Consider the following 18,752-nt stretch of genomic DNA (forward strand, 5'->3'; position numbering starts at 1 on the left):
AGGCACAACCATGACGGTGCGGTCGGATTCCGTGGCGGAACCGCCCCGGGCTGCCGGTGACGGCTGGTACACGCGCTCTCCCGAGGAGGTCGCGGCGGCGTTCGGAGTCGATCCCGCGGTCGGCCTGTCCGCGGCCCGGGCCGCCGAACTCCTGGCCGCGAACGGCCCGAACGCGCTGCCCGAGGAGGCGCCCACGCCGGCCTGGCGCCGGTTCCTGGCCCAGTACCGCAGCTACATGCAGATCGTCCTCGTGGCCGCGGCGATCGTCTCGCTGGTCATCCGGGAGTGGACCACCGCGATCCTGCTGATCGTACTGACCCTGCTGAACGCCGTCGTGGGCCTGCGCCAGGAGGGCAAGGCCGAGAGCGCCATGAACGCGCTGAAGTCGATGATGAAGGCGACGGCGCGGGTCCGCAGGGACGGCACGGAAGCCGAGATCCCCGCCGAACAGCTCGTCGACGGCGATGTCGTGCTCATCTCGGCCGGCGACCAGGTGCCGGCCGACGGACGCCTGGTCGAAGCCAGCGCCCTGCAGATCGACGAGTCCGCACTGACCGGCGAAAGCGTCCCCGCCGCGAAGGAGACGGGCGCGTTGGAGGGCATCCGGCCGGCGCCGGGCGACCGGACCAACACCGCGTTCATGAACACCCCGGTGACGCACGGCAGCGGCCTCATGGTCGTCACCGCGACCGGCGCCGACACCGAACTCGGCAAGATCTCCGGCATGCTGTCGGCCACCGAGAAGGAAGTGCCGCCGCTCACCAAGGAGCTCGACCGGCTGACCCTGTGGATCACCGCGGCGGCGGGCCTCACCATGGTCGTGATGTTCGCCCTGGGGCGCCAGCGGGACCAGGCCTGGGACGTGCTGTTCGTCAGCGCGGTCTCGCTGGCGATCGCCGCGATCCCCGAGGCCCTGCCGACCGTCACCCAGGCGATCCTATCCGTCGGGAGCCTGAACCTGGCCAGGCGCAACGCCATCGTCAAGGAACTCCCGTCGGTGGAGACGCTGGCGTTCACCTCGGCGATCAACTCCGACAAGACCGGCACCCTGACGATGAACCAGATGACGGCCGTCGAGGTGCTGAGCCCCACCGACCGGTACACCGTGTCGGGGACGGGCTACGGACTGGAGGGGAAGGTCCACCACGCAGCCGGGTCCGCCGCGGGCATCGAGGACGCGATCCTGCCCTACGTGGTGGCCAGCGACGCCAAGCTGGTCGGCGGCGAGGTGGTGGGCGACCCCACCGAGGGCGCGCTGCTGGTCCTCGCCCACAAGGCCGGCCTGGACACCGATGCCACCCGCGGGGCCCTTCCCCGGCTCGCCACCCTCCCGTTCGACCCCGAGTACAAGCTGATGGCCACCTTCCACGCGGCGACCGACGCCTCGGGGCGGCAGGTCGTGCGCTGCTTCGTCAAAGGGGCGGGCCCGGCCGTGATGGCCCGGGCGACCACCGCCCTCGCGGCGGGCCGGACGATCCCGTGGGACGGCGAACTCCAGCGCCGCGCGGAGGCGGCGAGCGAGCGGATGGGCGGCGAGGGGCACCGGGTGATGGCCGCGGCCAGCCGCGACCTGGACCCGGACGGCTTCGATCCGGAGGGCGACCTGCTCGGGTACGTCACCGAGCTGCGGATGACCAGCCTCGTCGGCATGGTCGACCCGCCGCGCGAGGAGGCGAAGGCCGCGGTGGCCGACGCGCAGGCGGCGCACATCCGCGTCCGCCTGGTCACGGGTGACGACGTCACCACCGGGGCGGCGATCGCCCGCCAGATCGGCATCCCCGGCGAGGCCGTCCTGGGCGCCGACTTCGCGGCCATGAGCGCGGACGAGCAGCTCGCCCGCATCGAGGGCATCGGCGTGGTGGGCCGGGTCGCACCGGAGCACAAGGTGCTGCTCGCGAACACCCTCAAGAAGAAGGGCGAGGTCGTCGCGATGACCGGCGACGGCGTCAACGACGCGCCGGCCATCAAGGCGGCGGACATCGGCATCGCCATGGGCAGCGGCACGGACGTGGCGAAGAACGCCGGACGCATGATCCTTTCGGACGACAACTTCGCCACCATCGTCTATGCCGTCGAGCAGGGCCGGACGATCTACGACAACCTCACCAAGTACATCCGGTTCGTGCTGCTCCTGCTGGTCACGTTCGTCCTGACCTTCCTGGGGGCCACCGTCTTCAACATCGCCGCCGGTGAGCCCTTCACCCCGCCGCAGGTCCTGTGGATCCACTTCGTCGTCAACGCCTCGTTCGGCTTCGCCCTCGGCTTCGACCGGGAGAGCGCCGGACTCATGCGGCGCAGGCCCCGCCCGCGCGGGGAATCGGTCCTCACGCGGCCGGTCTTCGTCACCGTCGGGCTGGGCGGGCTGGCGCTCACCATCCTGCTGCTCGCGCTGATCAAGCTCGGCGAGAGCCACTGGGGCAGCACCGCCGTCGGCCAGTCGATCGCGTTCACGGCCTTCTCGATGTGCCTGATCGTGGCCGCCTTCGAGTGCCGCAGCGAGACGGAGTCCGTGCTGACGACCTCGACGTTCGACAGCAAGCAGATGAACTGGGTGGCCCTGGCCCAGTTCGTGCTCGCCGTGCTGGTCACCCAGCTGGACGGCTTCCGGCGCCTGCTGGGGACGACCGACATCAACGCGCGGCAGTTCGGCTGGGCGCTGCTGGCCGCCGTCGTGCTCCTGTTGGCGTGGGAGCTGGGCAAACTCCTCGCCCGGCGGTCCAAGGCCGCCTGAGGGAGCGCGTCCGGGCCGCGGCGGCGGGGACGGCGGGCCGGCGCCGGCGGACGGATTGAAGCGATCGTGATCGATTGCTATAGCGTGCCCACGTCAATTCGACGTAAAGCCTGACCAACGAGGGACTCCCGCATGACCTATCCGCCGCAGCAGGGCCCCGGCCCCTACGGCCAGCCCGGCCCGTACGCACCGCCCCCGCAGGGCTACCCGCCCCAGCCGGGGTACGCGTACCCGCCGCCGCAGGCCCAGCCGCCGTACGGTGGTCCGCCGCAGCAGCAGACGTACCCGAACCAGCCGCCGATGCAGATGCAGCCGCCGCACCCGCAGCAGTGGTCCGCGCCCCCGCCGCCCCCGCCGGCCCGCAGCGGCGGCCCCGGCATCATGAAGATCCTCAAGGGCATCGGCATCGTGCTCGTCCTCATCGCCTGCGCGGTGGGGTACTTCCTGAGCCAGGACGACGCCGACCACGCCGAGGTCGGCAACTGCCTGAAGAACAACGGGACCACGGCCGCGAGCCTGGACCTCCAGGTGGTGGACTGCGGGTCCGCCGGGGCCACGTACAAGGTGGTCGAGGTGATCCCCGGCACGCTGGACACCAACCGCTGCCAGGGCAAGTCCGACATGGGCTACTACGAGCAGAGCCGGGGCTCCCGGCGCAGGTCGGGCAAGCAGTTCGTGCTCTGCCTCAACCAGATCAAGAAGTAGCCCGTCCGCCCGGCCGCCGGGCCCCGGCAGGCCGGCGCCGACGCCCCCGCCGCCCACCGGGCGGCGGGGGCCGCCCGGGTGCGCACCGGCCCGGGCGGCGCCGCCCCCGCCCACAGAGGGCGGTTCAGGACGCGGGATCCGGCGTCCGCCAGGCGGCCATCTGCTCCCGGAACTTCGGACACCGGACGATGTCCTCCTCGCCGCACCTGAGGGCGTGCGTCATGAGCTCGTGGGCGTGTCCGAGGTCGACCATGCGCTGCTCGATCTCACCGATCTTGGCGCGGATCACCGCCTCCCTGCGCGACTGCTCCCGCTGGAACTCGGCGATCTCCACCAGGGTCAGCCCGGCCTGCTGGCACGTGCGCAGCACCGTGATCCGTTCCGCCGCCTCCGGCGGATAGCGCCGCTGCCCGCTCACCCGCTCGGGCGCCGGCAGGAGGCCGTGGCGCTCCCAGTACCGGATGGCCGAAGCGGGCACTCCCGTGATCTCGGAGAGTCGGCCGATCGTCATGCGCACGCTGTGCTCCTCCGGTTCCGGTTCCGGTCCCTGTTCCGCCTGGCTCCCCGCCGCCCCGGCGCTTGACTTGAACCTTAGTTCAAGTTGAAGAGTGGTCCGCAGGTGGACGGCGGCGAACGGGTCGCCGCCGACAGCACATGTGGAGGTAGCGCCATGAGCGACGCACGCGTACGGGACGAGCTGGCCGGCCGGCTGGTGGAAGCCGCGGAGCAACTCTTCGCGGCCGGGGTGATGGCCCACTCCGGACACGCCAACCTCAGCGCCAGGGTGGACGGCGAGCGGATCCTCCTGACGCCGGGGCACGTCCGCGGCCTGCGGCCGCAGCAGCTGGCGACCGTCGGGTTCGACGGGCGCGTCCTCGAAGGCGAACTGCAGTCCGTCAGCGCCGAGATCATCGCCATGCACACCGCCGTGTACCGGGCCCGGCCCCGCGTGGGCGCGATCATCCACACCCACTCGCCCGCCGCGACCGCCTTCGCGGTGGCCCACCGGCCGCTGCCCTGCCGCACCGAGCCGATGCTGCGCTTCGGGCAGGCCGAGGACGTTCCGGTGGTCCCCTGGGGGCCCCGCGGATCGGACGTGTCGGTGCGCGGCATCGCCGAGGTGCTGGAACGGCGCCCGACGACGGCCGCGGTGCTCCTGGCCAACCACGGCCTCCTCGTGTTCGGCCCGGACGCCGCGGCCGCCGCCCACCTCGTGGTGGCGATCGAGGAGAGCGCCGAGGCCGAGATCGCCGCCGCGGCGATCGGCGGGGCCGTGGACTTCCCGCCGGGCGCCCAGGAGGCCGTGCGTGCCGCGATCGCGCAGGTCGCGTCGTGACGGACACCACCGCCGCCTCCCGCGCGGAGGCCGTACGCGACCGGTACCGCTCCACCCTCGGAACCGTGCCCGGGGGAGTGGAGGAGCGGTTGCGCCTGGCCCGGGAGTACGACCGGCTGCCGACGGAGGAGGCGATCGCGGCCCTGCGCCACATCGTCCTGACGGACAGTCCACTGGGGGCGCGGGTGCAGCAGCTGGTCCACTTCGGGCAGCTGCTGGCCCTCGGCCGGGCCCATCCCGCCCGGATCCACGCCCGGGGCGCGCTGCACGCCGGAGCGGCGATCGCCGACCTCGTCGGCGTCGCCGAGACCGCGCTCATCACCGCGGGCGTGCCGGCGTACGCACTCGGCACCGAGATCGTCGCCGAACTCCATGCGCTCGCGGACGGCGGCGAGGGGGGACCGGCCGACCGCACGGACGGCCCCCCGGCCCGCCCCTGAGGCGCGGGCCGTACCGTCCCGGCCGGGACGAGGCCTTCCGGGACCGAGGCCGGCCGGGGCGCGCCACCGTACCGATCCGGTCACCCTGGACGGCCGCGGGGCCCGGACCGCCGCGGCCGCCACCAGGGCCGACGGCGGGAGCGGGCCCGCCGGGGCGGGCGGAGCGCCGCGGTGCCGCGCGGCGCGGACCTGCGGACATCACGCACAGGGGGCGGACGCATCACCTCCGGTCTCCGATATGCGAACCCGGTGTCCGTATCCCGATCGTCCATGTGCGGCGGGCCTTCGGATCTGGAAGGCTCGGCCCTGTCCGAGCGCTACACGCAAGCTGTGGCGCCGCAGAACGCCTGTGATTCGAAAGGAAACTGATCATGCGTCAGCGCCTGGCAGCAGTCTCCGCCGCCGCTCTCCTCTGCCTCGCGGGAACCGCGGGCGTGGCACGGGCCGAGGCGGCCGGCCCGTCCGGCCCGTCCGCCATGGTCTTCACCATCACCCAGGGCAACGGCACCACCCCGGGCACCGTCCTGCGGGCGGCCGTCCTCAGCTGCGCCTACTCCGCCGAAGGCACGCACCCCGATCCCCGGGCCGCGTGCGACGCCATGAACGACACCGGAGGCCGGTTCGACCGCCTCCTGGCCGCCCCGGACCGCGGCCGCCCGTGCACGAAGCGCTTCGACCCCGTCACGGTCACGGCGGACGGCGTCTGGCAGGGCGACCGCGTCGCGTGGAAGCACTCCTTCGCCAACGCGTGCGTGATGTCCGCGACCCTGAACGGCAACCCGCTCTTCGCGTTCTGACACCCCGGCGACGGCCCCGTGCCCGCCCGCATGCCGCGGGGTCGGGGGAGGCGCGGAGGGCCGAGGGCCGGCTCAGTCGAGGCAGAACTCGTTGCCCTCGACGTCCTGCATCACGAGGCACGACTCGTTGACGCCGTCGGCACGCAGCAGCCGCACGCGCACCGCCCCGAGCGGGAGCAGGCGTGCGCATTCGGCCTCCAGCGCGGCCAGCCGCTCCTCACCCACGAGCCCGGTACCGACCCGCACGTCGAGGTGCACCCGGTTCTTGGCGGCCTTGCCCTCGGGAACGCGCTGGAAGAAGAGCCGCGGCCCCACGCCCGAGGGATCGTTGCAGGCGAACGCCGAACCCTGCCGCTCGGGCGGCAGCGACCGGTTGAACTCGTCCCAGTCGGCGAACCCCTCCGGCGGAGGCGGGACGACGTACCCCAGCACCTCGCACCAGAACCGGGCGACGCGCTCGGGGTCCGCGCAGTCGAAGGTGACCTGGAACTGCTTGATCGATGTCATCGGCCCACCGTAGCAGGGGTCCGGTTCTCCCAATTCCGGCTGGTGTCGGGGCTGTTGGAGGAACCCGGCCGAGGGTCGCGCCGGGTCCCGACCGTCACCGGCGGGCCCGCCGCGCGGCAGCGCCGGGTGGGGCGCTCCGATGACGATGCGTACCATCGGCAGGGCGGTGCGGGGCAGTCGGGACGGGGGCACGGAGTGAGCGGGTACGGCACGGGCGGGGACGGCGGATACGCGGGTCCGGCAGGCGGTGCGGGCGGTCGGCCGCCGGCGGCACGGCCCGCCCAGCCGGCGCCGCAGGGGTATCCGTACCCCCCGCAGGGGCCCTCCGCGGTACCGGTTCCGCCGCAGGGGTACCCGTACCCGCCGTACCCGCCGTACCCCACGTACGCACCGCCGGCCGCGCCTCCGCCCGCCGAGCCCTCCCGGGGCCGGAAGGTCCTGCGCGGGATCCGCAATCCGCTCTACGCCGCCCAACGGGCCTTCCGGCCCTCGCGTTCCGGGATCGTGGACGATCCCCAGGTCCGCCGGCTCCAGATGGGGCGGACCGTGCTGGGCCTGGCCGCCTGGGTGGGGCTGACGCTCGCCTACAAGGCGGTCGTGAGCGCCGGCGACGTCAAGGCCGCGGCGGACGAGCGCCTCGATCAGAGCTGGTCCAGCGTCCTGGTCCTGGTCTGCACCCTCCCCGTGGTGGTCGGCGTCTTCGTCGCCGCCGCGCGGGGCGGACTGCGGCGCGTCTACCTGCGGCGGGCCGTGCGCCCGCTCGGCGCGGTCCTGGCCGTCACGGCCTCCATGGGCACCTCTGCGCTCGCGATGGCGCCGGAACTGGCGGGGCTGCGCGCCGCCGTCGGGACGCCCGGGAAGATCGCCATCGGGGTGCTGTTCGTGTGGGCGGTGTGCTTCGCCCTCTACGGCATCGGCCTCTCGCTCGTCCACGTCTTCCGCACCGCCGACATCCACGAGGTGGTGCCGCCGGTCCTCGCCGGCGTGCTGGTGTGGGAGATGGCCCTGCTGGACGTCGTCACGGGCGCCTACCCCCAGGTCCCGGCAGGCGTCCGGGCGGCCTTCGTCCTGGGTGCGCCCGTCACCGTCACGGCCCTGTCCTGGTGGGAGATGCGCCGCCTGCGCCTCCACCACGGACTGACGGTCCGCCGGGCGCTCGGACGCTGACCGCCCGGCGCCGGATCACTGCCGCACGCCGAGGGCCCTGCCGGCGTCACACCTCCCCGGACGTCGTACCGCGCCCGCCCCGCCCGCAGGGCCGGATCCCGCGCGGGGGCGGCGCCACCGGCCCCCGTAGGCTCGCCGGAATGGACGCCCGTACCCCGCCCGCCGGACTCCCCGCCCGCGCGGCCGCCCGGCGGACGGACCTGACGGGCGGTCATATCGCCCACGGTGCCGCGGAGCAGCCCACTGTTACTGCCACCGCCGCCCTCCGGGCGGAACTCCGTCGAAGAAACAGGGAGATCCCATGAACGAGCACGGCATACCCGGCGCGCCCGAAGGTTTCACCGCCTTCGGCGTCGACGCCGCCTGGCCGCAGTCACGGCAGGTCACGGGGCACGGCCACGACCGAGTCGGCGGCGACGCCCACGTCCACCTGTGGTTCGGCTCGCCGCACTTCGACCCCGAGGTCGCGCACGTCACGGTCAGCAGCGCCTCCCTCGGCAACCCGGAGGTGGAGGAGGCCCTGCAGCGGGGTTTCGAGGACTACCTCGCCACCGGCGGGGAACCCCCGGCCGCGCTGCCCGCCCCCGAACCCGTCACCGTGACCGTGGAAGGGCGGCCCGTGGTGTTCGAACTCTGGCGCGAGGGCCGGAACTGCGGCTGGGTCGCCCGGGGACGGGTCGGGACCACGGACGTGGTCCTGTCGGGCTCCGGGGTCGATCCCGAGGGGCTCGGCCTGGTCCGCGTCAGTGACCTGACCTGCTTCTCCAACCCCTTCGGCTTCCTCGGCTGAGTGCCCCGTCCGCGGACGAGGACCGGCGTCAGGCCCGGCGCCCGCCCGCCGCCAGGGCGTCCTTGACCTCCTGCGCCACGCGGACCGCGTCCCCGGGGTTGTTCACCACGTCCGTGTTGTTCATGTCGATCACGAGCACCTCGCTGGCCGAGTAGTGCTTGTGCACCCAGTCGTCGTAGCCGGACCACAGCGTCCGGTAGTACTCCACGAGGCTCTCGTCCTGCTCGAAGTCGCGGCCGCGCAGCCCGATGCGGTGCAGGACCGTCTCGAAGTCCGCCTTGAGGTACACCATCAGATCGGGCGCCTTGCGGTACGGCAGACCGTCGATCTCGCGCATCATCTCGTCGAGCAGGCCCTCGTACACCTGCATCTCGAGGGAGCTGATCCGGCCGAGGTCGTGGTTGACCTTGGCGAAGTACCAGTCCTCGTATATGGACCGGTCGAGGACGTTGTCGCCCTGCTTGTACGCCGCCTTGATCGAGGCGAACCGCGTCTGGAGGAAGTAGAGCTGGAGGAGGAAGGGGTAGCGCTTGGCCTGGATCTCCTCGGGGCTCGCCGTGTAGAAGAGCGGGAGGATCGGGTTGTCCTCGACGCTCTCGTAGAAGACCTCGCTCCCCAACTCCTTGGCGATCAGCTCGGCCACGGTCGTCTTGCCGATGCCGATCATGCCTCCGACGCAGATCACTGGCATACCTCACTTCTCCCTGGGGGTCTTCTGTTGCGCGGGGCGGGTGGGCTGGGCGCCCGTACCACTGAGGCGCCTGTCGGCGGCCCCTCGATTCCCCAGGATCTTCATGATCAGCGTCATGTGGTCCCCGTTCGGACCAGGGCCCCGATGCAGGTCGCTCTCCCCGACCGGTCGGACTGACCGTTCCGCAGTTGCCGTATCGGGCGACGAGCCGCCGCCCAGTGGCCGCTCTGAAGCATAAATCATGGTCGGCCCCCGACCTGCCAGAGCCCCGGCGCCGACCCGCCGGGCGACCTGCGTCTTCGGCCGGTCCGAGGGCTCCGGTGCGAGGATGTCCGGGCCGACGGGAAGGGGCGGGACGATGACCGGCCTGCGCATCCGCATCGAAGCACACGACCTGCCCGGCAGCACCTGCGCACCGCCCGACGGCGACGGCCCCGTGTACCGCGACGTCCACGTCGCCGTACAGGGCCGCGGCCGCCCTCCCGGACTCCTGGACCCGCATCCCGGTGACGCCGCCCGTCCCGCAGCGGGCTGCTGGTGGCCCGCCTCGGCCTCACCGACGCACGCGGCCACCCCCTGTGCGCGCGGGTCGTACCCCCGCACGTCGGCTGGACCGCCGCACCCGGTGCGGAGGGGCGTGAGACGGCCGCGCCCGCCGGGCCGTAGGCGCCGCCGCCGGCGGACGGTCTCCCGGCCCGGCGGTCGTCGCTACCGGCGGCCGGTGCGCAGCCGTACCACCAGGCCGGCGTGGTCGGACGGCCACAGGCCGGCGGGGGTGCGGTCGCGCAGCCGGTCGCCGATGACCTCGGCGCGTACCGCCGCCAGTCGGCCCGCCTGGGGGAAGACGTGGTCGATACGGCGGCTCAGCGCGGACGGGACGTTGGTCAGACCGGGGTCCTGGGCCGCGGTGAAGCCGTTCTTCACCGGGTGCACGGCATGCCACGCGTCGAGGTGGCCGCCGCCCGTGAAGGTGCCGTACGGACCGCTCGCGTCCACGGGCGGGGAATTGAAGTCGCCGACCGCGACCACGGGGTGGGGCGAGGGGGCCAGGGCGGTGAGCAGTTCCCGGGCCTGAGCCGTGCGGACGGGCGCCGCCGAGGGTTCCAGATGGGTGTTCGCCACCCGCACCGGACCGTCCGCGAGCCGCACGTCCACGGAGGACCAGCCCCGGGGGATGGTGAACGTGAGGCCGGAGGGTGTGGGGACGACCAGCTGCGCCGCGTAGAGGTGCGACTGGGCGTCTGCCGTCCGCAGGTCGTCGCGCACCAGGATCACGTCCCGGTCCGTGATGCTCGCCTGCCGGGTGGCGCTGATCGGCAGGGTGCCGCTGAACGTGGTGTCGACCGCGGCCGCCCGGTAGCGCAGCCCCTCGGCGCGCAGCGCCTCCAGCAGGATGGCCAGGAAGTCGTAGGCGGTGGTGAGCCGGCCGCCCCGCGGGCCCGTCTTCCACAGGGCGACTTCCTGCAGGCCGACGACCGCCGGCCGGTCCTTCTTGAGCAGGCGGGAGATCGACCGGGCCCGGCCGGGGAAGTCGGTGGCGACGGCCTGGTCGTAGGCGACACCGGCGCGCCGGATCAGTTCCGGCAGGTCGGGGGCGCTGAAGAGGGGGACGAGGTCGGCCCCTTGGTAGACGTTGTACGTCGCGACGTCGAACGTCCGGTGCCCGCCGGCGCCGGCCCGGTCCGGTGGGGCCGCGCCCAGCGCCGCGGTGAGCAGACCGGCGGCGGCGAGCAGTGCTGTGCGTCTCCGGGGCATGCACCTCTCCAGGGTCCTCCCGATATACGGACGAACCCGTGCATACCATCCGGCAGCCGCGGCAGTGGCGCCGACACCGCGGGGAGGGGCGGCTGTGCCCCTCGTGCGCCGCGGACGGGTGCAGGGACGGCGGGAGGTTCAGGCTCCGGGGCTTGGTGCGGTGTGCGCGGGCGGGGTGGTGCGGGGGAGGCGGGTGGCGGTGGCGAGGCCGATGAGGGCGGCGAGCGCGAGGACGGCCATGGCGGCGGCGTAGGCGCTCGTGGTGAGGTTGGCGACGAGGATGGTGCCGGCGATGGCCGTGCCGAAGGAGGAGCCGAGGTTGGAGACGCTCCGGGACAGGCCGGAGATCTCGCCCTGCCGGTCCTCGGGGAAGGCGGACTGGACCACGTTCACGGACGGGGTCAGCATGACGCCCAGGCCCAGCCCGATCAGCAGCAGACCGGGCGCGAACGCCCAGGCGCTCACGGAGCCGGACACGAGGCTGATCAGGGCCGCGACGCCGACGACTGCGAGGGCGAACCCGGCGATGATCAAGGTCCGCTGGGGGCGCCGTCGGGCGAGGCGTTCGGCGGCGAGGGAGGAGGCGAGCAGGCCGAGGGTGGCGGCCGTGAAGATCACGCCGGTCTGGATGGCGTCGTAGCCGCGCACGACCTGCAGATAGGTGGCGACGGTGAACGAGGTGCCCATGAGCAGCAGCCACTGGGCGTTCTGGGTGACCAGGCCCAGGTTGGAGGTCCGGTTGTGGAAGAGGCTCGTGGACAGGAGGGGTTCCACTCCGGTGCGCTCCTCGTGGCGGATCCAGTGCACGAACCAGGCCAGCACGAGGACGCCGACGGCGATCAGGCAGAGCATGAGCCACAGGTCGTTGTCGGCGGCGAGGATGCCCATCACGATCAGCACGAGCCCGCCCGCGGACAGGACGGCGCCGCGGACGTCGAAGTGCCGGTCGGGGTCCGGCGGCAGGGGGTCGGAGACCGTGCGGCTCAGAGCGATGATCACCACGATCACCAGGGCCTGGAAGACGAACGCGGCGCGCCAGCTGATCGCGGAGGTGATCAGGCCGCCGATCAGCGGGCCCGCGGCCGCTCCCACGCCGCCGGCGGCCATGATGACCCCGAAGGCGCGGGCGCGGGAGGCCAGGTCGGTGAAGAGCAGCGTGGTGAGGATGTAGACCGGGGGGATGAGCAGGGCGGTGCCGACGCCTTCGAGGAGGGAGTTGCCGAGGATCAGCACGCCGAGACCGGGCGCGGCGGCGCTGAGCAGGGCGCCGATGCCGTAGACGGTCAGGCCGGCGAGGAAGCAGCGCTTGCGGCCGAACCGGTCGGTCGCCTTGCCGCCCGGAATCATCAGGGCGGCCATGACCAGCAGGAACACGGTGATCGCGATCTGCACCCCCTGGACGGTGGTGTCGAGGTCGCGGCTGATGTCGTTGATCATCACGTTCATGTTCGAGCCGGCGAAGCTGCAGATGAACTGCGCCAGCGCGAGCGGGGCCAGCACCCGCGAGCCGCCGCCCGCCGGGGCGGGACCGACGTGCGGGCCGGCGGCTGGGTCTTCCTTCACGGGACCTGGCCTCTCTTCCCGGTGGGCGGATCAGGCACCCACGTCCCTCCATGCTCACCTCCCCCGCCGGGCCGTCGCATCCCGGAACCGGACGGGACGCGCGGACCGACAGGCGGAGACGGCCGGGCCCTCCTAGCGTGGACGACATACCCGTTCCCGCACCGAAGGGGGCCGAGGTCATGGGTCACGACGCCACCATGGGCAAGGTCAGAGGCAAGATCAAGGAAGCCGTCGGCAAGATCGCCGGCAGTGAACGGCTGCAGGCCGAGGGCAGGACGGACCAGGCGAAGGCCAAGATGCGCGAGGCGGCGGAGCACGTCCGGGAACGGGCCGCGGGCATCATGGATTCCCTCAAGCACCACGACCGCCATCACGGGCATCACGCCCGTCACGGCCGCCACCACAACCACCGCACATAGCGCCGGCACGGCTGCCGCGGGCATGAGGCCGGGCCTCCGGGGGAAGGCGTCCTGTCGGGGCCGTGAGCGGCAGAGGGCTGAGGTGAGGGGACCATGACCGACCCCGCGGAACCCCGCCCGGTGCGACGGCGCTGCGAGTGCGAGGGGGACAGCGCGCCGGCCCGGGCCCGACGGGAGGTCCGCCGGCTCGTCGACGACGCCGTGCTCAGCGGGGACCCGGTGCCGGCGGCCGTCGAGGACGCGGCGCTGCTGGTCGCCAGTGAGCTCGTGACCAACGCGGTGAAGTACGCCTCCGGCCGGTGCGGACTGGACGTGGGCTGGTCACCGCACGGCCTGGACATCGACGTCACGGACTCCAGCCCCACCCCGCCCCGCGGACGTCCGGGCGACCCGACGGGAGCCACCGGCGGCTACGGCTGGCCGCTCGTGCAGTGCCTCGCCTCCCGGGTGGACGTCCTTCCGACGCGGGAGGGCGGCAAGACCGTCCACGCCCGCATTCCCCCCTCCGTCCCGCCCGTGTCCTGACCCCGCCCGGCCGTGGTGCGCGGGCCGTGCCGCGCGCTCACGGGGCGGGGCGGGGGCAGAGGGCGAACAGGTGGCGGGTGCCGGTGAGATCGAGGACCCGGCGTGCCTGGTCGGGCAGGCCCGACAGGGTCAGCGTGCCGCCCTCGTCCCGGGCGCGTCGGCGCAGGCCGAGGAGCAGGTTGAGCCCCGTGGGACCCAGGAAGGTGAGGGCCGACAGCTCCAGGACGAGGCTCAGGTCCTTCAGGGCGATCGCGGCGGTGGCCTCGGTGACGCAGGTACAGGTGGCCAGGTCGAGCTCACCCGCCAGCGCCACCACCGTCCGGCCGGGACGTTCGGTGACCTGGATGTCGAAGGCGTGCACGGTGCGGTCCGCCGTTCGGATCGGAGCCCATAGCGGTCGGCTCCCGAACGCGGAGGAAGAGGCCGTCAAGCGCACGGCACCGGGCCGCGCAAAGCCGAGCGAGACCACCCGCACCGTCCGTCGGCCACCCGCGGTGACCCTGTGGTGGCGTGGGGTCTCCCACCAGACCAGGCTGGTTGCAGGGCGTCTGCCCCGCCGCGCGGCACCCAATCCCGGACGGGGACGCGGGCCTTCGGCGGCCGCCGGGCGGGTCAGGTGTCGAGGCGGCTGTTCCTGCCGTCGTGGTGGTCGGCGTGCTCGTCGTCGAACCAGTAGTCGCCGGCCGCGAGGTAGCGGAAGGCGTGGCTGGTGTGGGCGGGCAGGGCGACCGTCGCGGCGCGGGTGCCGTCGCCGCGCGGGGCCAGGGGGTGGGCGTGGGGGTTCCAGTGGTTGAAGTCCCCGACCACGCTGACGGGGCCGACCGGAGTGTCCTCGGGCAGGACGAAGGTGACCTGGGTGCGGCCCTTGAGTTTCTTGCGTTCGAGCACGGAAAGACTCCAGCCGGTCAAGAGGGGAGAGCGGGCCCGAGCATCCTCACCCCCGCCCCGGGGGGTCCGACGCCGTACACGCCGTCGGCGCCCGGCCGGTCACCCGGCCGGTGGCCGCACCTCTGGGCCGTCCGGTGGCGCCGGACGGCGCCGCGGGGAGCCGCGGCGTGTCAGCCCGGCCGGAGCCGCCGCGGCGCGGCGCGGCGCACGGCCATCCGGAGGGTGAGCCGGGCGCTGCGCACCGTCAGCCGCATGCCCCACACCATCGCCCGTCTCGCGGTGCGGCGGGTGAGGACGAGCAGTGCCAGGCGGCGGAGCGGGTGCCGACGCCTTCGCCTCCTCCTCCGCGGAGGAGGGCGACGGTGATGCCGGTGCGTGCGCATGGGAACCCCCTCGTGGGGCACGGGTCCGCATCACCCCCATTTTCACCCTTGCGCGCCGTCCCGCGGCTCGACGGGCTGCGGGGGTTCGGCGACCCGGTCGTCGAAGGTCCGGCGGGCGGCCAGGATCTGCCGGGCGTGTTCGACGGACCACTCGCCGATGGCACCGGTCAGCCGTCCGGCCTCGACCCCGAGCGCGGTGAGCCCGTACTCCACGCGGGGCGGGACGGTGGGGTAGACCGTGCGGTGCACCAGCCCGTCCCGTTCGAGCGCGCGGAGGGTCTGCGTCAGCATCTTCTGCGTGATGCCGTCCAGGAGGCGCCGCAGCTCGCTGAAGCGCATGGGGCGCTCCTGGCGGCGGAGCGCCGCCAGGACGTACAGCACCCACTTGTTGGCCAGCACCTCGACGACGGTGCGCGAGGGGCAGTCACGCCGGTAGGCGGCGGTCCAGTCCTCGGAGGCGGAGGCGGAGGCGGAGGCGGAGGCGGAGGTGGGGGTGGGGGCGGAGGCGGGAGCGGGAGCGGGAGCGGAGGCGGGAGCCCGCTTGTCGGTATCCATGAGGTACCTGGGTATCAATCAGGTGCCTACTTCACAAGGGGTACCCACCCGGTCGAGGATGGTGACCGCCATCGGCCGAACCGGCCGACCGACCGAGGGGAGTTCCCGTATGACCACCCGCATGCGCGCGGTCAGCCAGCGCGGCTACGGCGGCCCGGACGTCCTGGAGGTCGTCGAGACCGACGTGCCGGTGCCGGGCCCGGGCGAGGTGCTGGTGCGCGTCCGCGCGGCAGGAGTGAACCCGGCCGACTGGAAGATCCGTTCCGGGACGGTGCGGAAGTTCGGAGCCCCGCCGTTCACCCTGGGCCTCGACCTGTGCGGAGTGGTGGAGGAGGCCGGCGAGGGGGCGGCGGGGCGCTTCCGGCCCGGCGACGAGGTGTACGGCTGCGCCTTCCCGCCGCACGGCGCCTACGCCGAGTACGTCGTCGCACCGGCGGAAGCCCTCGCCGCGGCGCCGGCGGGCATCGACCCCGTGTCCGCCGCCGCGCTGCCGGTCGCGGCGCTCACCGCATGGCAGTCGCTCGTGCGGGTCGCCGCCGTCGGCCCCGGCCGGCGGGTGCTCGTCCACGCGGCGGCCGGGGGGATCGGCCACCTCGCCGTGCAGATCGCCGCGGCACGCGGCGCGTACGTCATCGGCACCGCCCGGGAGGGCGGGCACGCGTTCCTGCGCGGCCTGGGTGCCGCCGAGCTCGTCGACTACACCACCGCCGACTTCGCGGAGGTCGTACGGGACGTCGACGTGGTCCTGGACCCGATCGGCGGCGACTACGGACCCCGGTCGCTGGACACCCTCGCGCCGGGCGGGACCCTCCTCGACGTCCGGGGCACCGGTCCCGACCGGTCCGCCGTCCGGGAGCAGGCGCGGGCGCGCGGCCTGCGGTTCGTCGAGTTCGGGTTCACCCCGTCCGGCGCCGACCTGGAGGGCGTCACCGCCCTGGTGGAGGACGGCAGCCTCCGCGTGGCCGTCGACCGGGTCCTGCCGCTGGAGGAAGCGGCCGCGGCGCACGTGCTCAGCGAGACCGGCCACGTCAAGGGCAAGATCGTCCTCACCCCGTGACGCGCTCCGGCGGCCCGCCGGCCGACGGCCCGCGGGAGAGCCCGGTCAGCCGGCCGGCGCCGCCTCCGGGGCCCCGCCGTCGGCCGCGGCGGGGTGGATGGTCTCGGCGGGCGGGTTGGCGGTGCGGCGCGCCCAGAGCCAGTAGAGGGCCGAGGTGGCGGCCAGCCCGACGATCCACGAGATGTCGGCGCCGTCGAGCTTCTTGGTGATCGCGCCCGTGTACAGCTTGGTGGCCAGGAACGGGACCTGAACGGCGATGCCGATGAGGTAGCAGCTCAGGGCGGCGGCGTTCCAGCGGCCGTAGCGGCCGTCCGGGTCGTAGAGGGCGGGAATGTCGACCCGTTCGCGGGAGAGCAGGTAGTAGTCGACCAGGTTGATCGCGCTCCACGGCGTGAACACGGCCAGGAGCAGCAGCACGAAGTTCTTGAAGTTGTTCAGGAAGTCGTCGCTGGCGGCGAGCGCGATGACCATGGACACCGCGATGAAGCCGACGATGTAGGCGGCGCGCGCCGCGGGTGCGATGCGCGAGCGCCGGTCGAAGGCGGTGACGGTGGTGAGGACCGACATGAAGCCGCCGTAGGCGTTGAGGCAGTTGACGGTCAGCTTGCCGACGACGATCACCAGGTAGATGAGGAACGCGAGGAGCGCCGGGCCCGCCAGATGGCCGAGGAAGCCCACCTGGTCGGGCAGGAAGGCCTTGCCCGCGACGGCGGCGGTGAGCGCGCCCAGCGTCATGGCCCACTGGGATCCGATGACGGAGCCGGCGAAGGTGGACCAGAACGTCGCACGGGTGCTGGTCTCGCGGGGCAGGTAGCGCGAGTAGTCGGCGACGTAGGGGCCGAAGGTGAGCTGCCATCCGGCTCCGAGACCGACGGCGAGCAGGAAGGTCGCCGCCTCGAACCCCTTGGTGCCGACGTGCGCGCCCACGTCGTACTGTGTGAACAGCCGCACCATCAGATAGCCCAGGCCGAGTGCGCCGACGACGGTGGCGATGCGGCCCGCGACGTGGATCAGGCGGTAGCCGGTCACGGCGACGACGGCGGTCAGCGCTCCGAAGAGGAGGATCCCGGCGGCCGTGCCGAGGTGCAGCATCTTCGCCAGCGCCTGGCCGGCCAGCACGCTGCCGGTCGCGGCGAAGCCGAGGTACATGAGGATCACCAGCAGCAGCGGCAGGACCGCGCCGAACACGCCGAACTGCGCCCGGCTGGAGATCATCTGCGGCACGCCCAGCCGCGGTCCCTGCGCGGAGTGCAGGGCCATGACGACGCCGCCGAGCACGTTGCCGAGGAGCAGCGCGGGTATCGCCCAGAGCGGGTCGGCGCCGAAGACGACCGACAGCGCGCCGTCGACGATGGCGGTGATCTGCATGTTGGCGCCGAACCAGAGGGTGAACTGGCTGCGCGGTGTGCCGTGCCGTTCGGAGTCCGGGACGGCCTCGATGGTCCGTCTCTCGACCGCGAGGCGGTCCCCGGAGGTGTGTGGTGCCGGCATGGTGGTGGCCTCTCCCTGCAGTTGTTGCGGCGCAGCAGGAATGGGCTCCGCCGTCGACCCGGGTGGTGCTGCGCCGAATCTGGCATGGGCATGAACAAACTTCAAGATCTTGAATGGCAATTTTCACTGGGGTGCCTCACCCCCGGCCGCTGGCGTCATCTATCGAAATTCGATAGATTCCCATCGAAGATCGATGGAAGGTAGGTGGGATCATGGGCAAGCTGACGATCCGCGCGCTGCAGGCCGTGCTCGCGGTCGTGCTCGCCGGCACCGTGGGCGTGCAGGCGATGATGGTGTGGACCCTGATCAGCGGGAACGACCCGGAGGACGGGTCGGTCCCGCTGACGCCGCTGCGCCTGATCACGGTCGCGGGCATGCTGGCGGCCCAGGTCGCCCTGGTCTGCGTAGGGCGGCTGGTGGCGATGGTGCGGCGCGGAACCGTCTTCTCCCACGCCGCCTTCCGCTACGTGGACGGCGTGATCGGCGCGATCGTGGCGGCCGCCCTCGTGTGGTTCGCCGTCACGGCCGTCAACGCACCGGGCCAGCGGGACGACCCGGGCGTCACCGTCATCATGGGCGGGATCGGCGTGGCCATCCTGGGAGTCGCGCTCATCGTGCTCGTCCTGCGCATGCTGCTCGTCCAGGCCGTCGCACGCGACACCGAAGCGGCACAGCTCCAGGCCGAGTTGGACGAGGTGATCTGATGCCGATCGCCGTCGACATCGACGTGATGCTGGCCAGGCGGAAGATGTCCGTGGGCGAGCTCGCGGAGCGGGTGGGGATCACGCCCGCCAACCTGGCGGTACTCAAGAACGGCCGCGCCAAGGCGGTGCGTTTCGCGACGCTCGCCGCGCTCTGCGAGGTGCTCGCATGCCAGCCGGGGGACCTGCTGCGCTGGGAGGTCGAGGACGGCGACGGCTGAGGCGCCCCGCCCGCACCGCCGGAGCCGGCC

Annotated in this window: 21 protein-coding genes and 1 pseudogene; 13 read left to right on the forward strand and 9 right to left on the reverse strand. The window is 73.1% G+C overall.

What is annotated here, in order from left to right; translation table 11 throughout:
* Nucleotides 1-10: 10 nt before the first annotated feature.
* Both AB0469_RS02870 and AB0469_RS02875 read left to right on the forward strand, forming a co-directional pair.
* Complete coding sequence (locus tag AB0469_RS02870; protein WP_366449513.1) at nucleotides 11-2,731, forward strand: HAD-IC family P-type ATPase; 2,721 nt, start codon at nucleotides 11-13, stop codon at nucleotides 2,729-2,731.
* A 132-nt stretch (nucleotides 2,732-2,863) separates the two neighbouring features.
* Complete coding sequence (locus tag AB0469_RS02875; protein ID WP_366449514.1) at nucleotides 2,864-3,436, forward strand: hypothetical protein; 573 nt, start codon at nucleotides 2,864-2,866, stop codon at nucleotides 3,434-3,436.
* Between the two features lie 124 nt (nucleotides 3,437-3,560).
* On the opposite strand, the gene AB0469_RS02880 is transcribed toward AB0469_RS02875, so the two are convergent.
* The gene (locus AB0469_RS02880) at nucleotides 3,561-3,947 is read right to left on the reverse strand and encodes a MerR family transcriptional regulator (protein WP_366449631.1); all 387 of its coding nucleotides are present in this window, start codon (nucleotides 3,945-3,947) and stop codon (nucleotides 3,561-3,563) included.
* A 159-nt stretch (nucleotides 3,948-4,106) separates the two neighbouring features.
* Here AB0469_RS02880 and AB0469_RS02885 point away from each other — a divergent pair, with 159 nt between their 5' ends.
* The 3 genes from AB0469_RS02885 (at nucleotide 4,107) to AB0469_RS02895 (ending at nucleotide 6,009) form a co-directional block, all read left to right on the forward strand.
* A complete protein-coding gene (locus AB0469_RS02885; RefSeq protein ID WP_366449515.1) occupies nucleotides 4,107-4,772 on the forward strand; it encodes a class II aldolase/adducin family protein in 666 nt (221 codons plus the stop codon).
* Nucleotides 4,769-5,212, forward strand: coding sequence for a carboxymuconolactone decarboxylase family protein (locus tag AB0469_RS02890; RefSeq protein WP_366449516.1), 444 nt, complete (start codon nucleotides 4,769-4,771; stop codon nucleotides 5,210-5,212). The genes AB0469_RS02885 and AB0469_RS02890 overlap by 4 nt, the downstream gene beginning before the upstream one ends.
* 371 nt (nucleotides 5,213-5,583) lie before the next feature.
* Nucleotides 5,584-6,009, forward strand: a complete 426-nt coding sequence (locus tag AB0469_RS02895) for a subtilase-type protease inhibitor (RefSeq protein ID WP_366449518.1) — start codon at nucleotides 5,584-5,586, stop codon at nucleotides 6,007-6,009.
* Between the two features lie 72 nt (nucleotides 6,010-6,081).
* Here AB0469_RS02895 and AB0469_RS02900 read toward each other — a convergent pair whose 3' ends face one another.
* Nucleotides 6,082-6,516, reverse strand: coding sequence for a VOC family protein (locus AB0469_RS02900; protein WP_366449519.1), 435 nt, complete (start codon nucleotides 6,514-6,516; stop codon nucleotides 6,082-6,084).
* Nucleotides 6,517-7,020: 504 nt separating this feature from the next.
* On the opposite strand from AB0469_RS02900, the gene AB0469_RS02905 reads away from it, so the two are divergent.
* On the forward strand, nucleotides 7,021-7,683 hold the full coding sequence (locus AB0469_RS02905; protein WP_366449520.1) for a hypothetical protein: 663 nt from the start codon (nucleotides 7,021-7,023) through the stop codon (nucleotides 7,681-7,683).
* 301 nt (nucleotides 7,684-7,984) lie between these two features.
* The gene (locus AB0469_RS02910; RefSeq protein WP_366449521.1) at nucleotides 7,985-8,473 is read left to right on the forward strand and encodes a hypothetical protein; all 489 of its coding nucleotides are present in this window, start codon (nucleotides 7,985-7,987) and stop codon (nucleotides 8,471-8,473) included.
* A 28-nt stretch (nucleotides 8,474-8,501) separates the two neighbouring features.
* On the opposite strand, the gene AB0469_RS02915 is transcribed toward AB0469_RS02910, so the two are convergent.
* Nucleotides 8,502-9,164: a deoxynucleoside kinase gene (locus AB0469_RS02915; protein WP_366449522.1), complete on the reverse strand. Its 663-nt coding sequence runs from the start codon at nucleotides 9,162-9,164 to the stop codon at nucleotides 8,502-8,504.
* A 358-nt stretch (nucleotides 9,165-9,522) separates the two neighbouring features.
* On the opposite strand from AB0469_RS02915, the pseudogene AB0469_RS02920 reads away from it, so the two are divergent.
* Nucleotides 9,523-9,830, forward strand: a pseudogene (locus AB0469_RS02920) (DUF5990 family protein).
* A 42-nt stretch (nucleotides 9,831-9,872) separates the two neighbouring features.
* Here the strand turns inward: AB0469_RS02920 and AB0469_RS02925 are convergent.
* Complete coding sequence (locus AB0469_RS02925) at nucleotides 9,873-10,919, reverse strand: endonuclease/exonuclease/phosphatase family protein (protein ID WP_366449523.1); 1,047 nt, start codon at nucleotides 10,917-10,919, stop codon at nucleotides 9,873-9,875.
* 138 nt (nucleotides 10,920-11,057) lie between these two features.
* Nucleotides 11,058-12,482, reverse strand: a complete 1,425-nt coding sequence (locus AB0469_RS02930; RefSeq protein WP_366449524.1) for an MFS transporter — start codon at nucleotides 12,480-12,482, stop codon at nucleotides 11,058-11,060.
* A gap of 137 nt (nucleotides 12,483-12,619) precedes the next feature.
* On the opposite strand from AB0469_RS02930, the gene AB0469_RS02935 reads away from it, so the two are divergent.
* Entirely contained in the window at nucleotides 12,620-12,901 is a 282-nt protein-coding gene (locus AB0469_RS02935; RefSeq protein WP_366449525.1) for a CsbD family protein, read from the forward strand.
* Nucleotides 12,902-12,994: 93 nt separating this feature from the next.
* Entirely contained in the window at nucleotides 12,995-13,426 is a 432-nt protein-coding gene (locus tag AB0469_RS02940) for an ATP-binding protein (protein WP_366449526.1), read from the forward strand.
* A 37-nt stretch (nucleotides 13,427-13,463) separates the two neighbouring features.
* Here the strand turns inward: AB0469_RS02940 and AB0469_RS02945 are convergent, their stop codons facing one another.
* The 3 genes from AB0469_RS02945 to AB0469_RS02955 form a co-directional block, all read right to left on the reverse strand.
* Nucleotides 13,464-13,787, reverse strand: coding sequence for an STAS domain-containing protein (locus AB0469_RS02945; RefSeq protein WP_366449527.1), 324 nt, complete (start codon nucleotides 13,785-13,787; stop codon nucleotides 13,464-13,466).
* Nucleotides 13,788-14,038: 251 nt separating this feature from the next.
* On the reverse strand, nucleotides 14,039-14,314 hold the full coding sequence (locus AB0469_RS02950) for an isoamylase early set domain-containing protein (protein WP_366449528.1): 276 nt from the start codon (nucleotides 14,312-14,314) through the stop codon (nucleotides 14,039-14,041).
* Nucleotides 14,315-14,739: 425 nt separating this feature from the next.
* Nucleotides 14,740-15,252 (reverse strand): helix-turn-helix domain-containing protein, encoded by a 513-nt coding sequence (locus AB0469_RS02955; protein ID WP_366449529.1) that lies wholly within the window; start codon nucleotides 15,250-15,252, stop codon nucleotides 14,740-14,742.
* A 109-nt stretch (nucleotides 15,253-15,361) separates the two neighbouring features.
* Between AB0469_RS02955 and AB0469_RS02960 the strand changes: the two genes are divergently transcribed.
* Complete coding sequence (locus AB0469_RS02960; protein ID WP_366449530.1) at nucleotides 15,362-16,309, forward strand: NADP-dependent oxidoreductase; 948 nt, start codon at nucleotides 15,362-15,364, stop codon at nucleotides 16,307-16,309.
* A 45-nt stretch (nucleotides 16,310-16,354) separates the two neighbouring features.
* On the opposite strand, the gene AB0469_RS02965 is transcribed toward AB0469_RS02960, so the two are convergent.
* Nucleotides 16,355-17,800, reverse strand: a complete 1,446-nt coding sequence (locus AB0469_RS02965) for a cytosine permease (protein WP_366449531.1) — start codon at nucleotides 17,798-17,800, stop codon at nucleotides 16,355-16,357.
* A gap of 212 nt (nucleotides 17,801-18,012) precedes the next feature.
* On the opposite strand from AB0469_RS02965, the gene AB0469_RS02970 reads away from it, so the two are divergent.
* A complete protein-coding gene (locus AB0469_RS02970) occupies nucleotides 18,013-18,504 on the forward strand; it encodes a DUF2975 domain-containing protein (protein ID WP_366449532.1) in 492 nt (163 codons plus the stop codon).
* Nucleotides 18,504-18,722 (forward strand): helix-turn-helix transcriptional regulator, encoded by a 219-nt coding sequence (locus tag AB0469_RS02975; RefSeq protein ID WP_366449533.1) that lies wholly within the window; start codon nucleotides 18,504-18,506, stop codon nucleotides 18,720-18,722. The genes AB0469_RS02970 and AB0469_RS02975 overlap by 1 nt, the downstream gene beginning before the upstream one ends.
* Nucleotides 18,723-18,752: the final 30 nt, after the last annotated feature.

Source organism: Streptomyces sp. NPDC093801 (assembly GCF_040701585.1).
In the GTDB taxonomy this organism is placed as follows: domain Bacteria; phylum Actinomycetota; class Actinomycetes; order Streptomycetales; family Streptomycetaceae; genus Streptomyces.

What these genes read in the sequence shown, in the direction of transcription:
- AB0469_RS02875 (WP_366449514.1), top strand. Translation starts at nt 2,864, where the DNA reads ATGACCTATCCGCCGCAGCAGGGCCCCGGCCCCTACGGCCAGCCCGGC.
- AB0469_RS02895 (WP_366449518.1), top strand. Translation starts at nt 5,584, where the DNA reads ATGCGTCAGCGCCTGGCAGCAGTCTCCGCCGCCGCTCTCCTCTGCCTC.
- AB0469_RS02910 (WP_366449521.1), top strand. Translation starts at nt 7,985, where the DNA reads ATGAACGAGCACGGCATACCCGGCGCGCCCGAAGGTTTCACCGCCTTC.
- AB0469_RS02870 (WP_366449513.1), top strand. Translation starts at nt 11, where the DNA reads ATGACGGTGCGGTCGGATTCCGTGGCGGAACCGCCCCGGGCTGCCGGT.
- AB0469_RS02940 (WP_366449526.1), top strand. Translation starts at nt 12,995, where the DNA reads ATGACCGACCCCGCGGAACCCCGCCCGGTGCGACGGCGCTGCGAGTGC.
- AB0469_RS02955 (WP_366449529.1), bottom strand. Translation starts at nt 15,252, where the DNA reads ATGGATACCGACAAGCGGGCTCCCGCCTCCGCTCCCGCTCCCGCTCCC.
- AB0469_RS02900 (WP_366449519.1), bottom strand. Translation starts at nt 6,516, where the DNA reads ATGACATCGATCAAGCAGTTCCAGGTCACCTTCGACTGCGCGGACCCC.
- AB0469_RS02965 (WP_366449531.1), bottom strand. Translation starts at nt 17,800, where the DNA reads ATGCCGGCACCACACACCTCCGGGGACCGCCTCGCGGTCGAGAGACGG.
- AB0469_RS02970 (WP_366449532.1), top strand. Translation starts at nt 18,013, where the DNA reads ATGGGCAAGCTGACGATCCGCGCGCTGCAGGCCGTGCTCGCGGTCGTG.
- AB0469_RS02880 (WP_366449631.1), bottom strand. Translation starts at nt 3,947, where the DNA reads ATGACGATCGGCCGACTCTCCGAGATCACGGGAGTGCCCGCTTCGGCC.
- AB0469_RS02915 (WP_366449522.1), bottom strand. Translation starts at nt 9,164, where the DNA reads ATGCCAGTGATCTGCGTCGGAGGCATGATCGGCATCGGCAAGACGACC.
- AB0469_RS02975 (WP_366449533.1), top strand. Translation starts at nt 18,504, where the DNA reads ATGCCGATCGCCGTCGACATCGACGTGATGCTGGCCAGGCGGAAGATG.
- AB0469_RS02960 (WP_366449530.1), top strand. Translation starts at nt 15,362, where the DNA reads ATGACCACCCGCATGCGCGCGGTCAGCCAGCGCGGCTACGGCGGCCCG.
- AB0469_RS02885 (WP_366449515.1), top strand. Translation starts at nt 4,107, where the DNA reads ATGAGCGACGCACGCGTACGGGACGAGCTGGCCGGCCGGCTGGTGGAA.
- AB0469_RS02925 (WP_366449523.1), bottom strand. Translation starts at nt 10,919, where the DNA reads ATGCCCCGGAGACGCACAGCACTGCTCGCCGCCGCCGGTCTGCTCACC.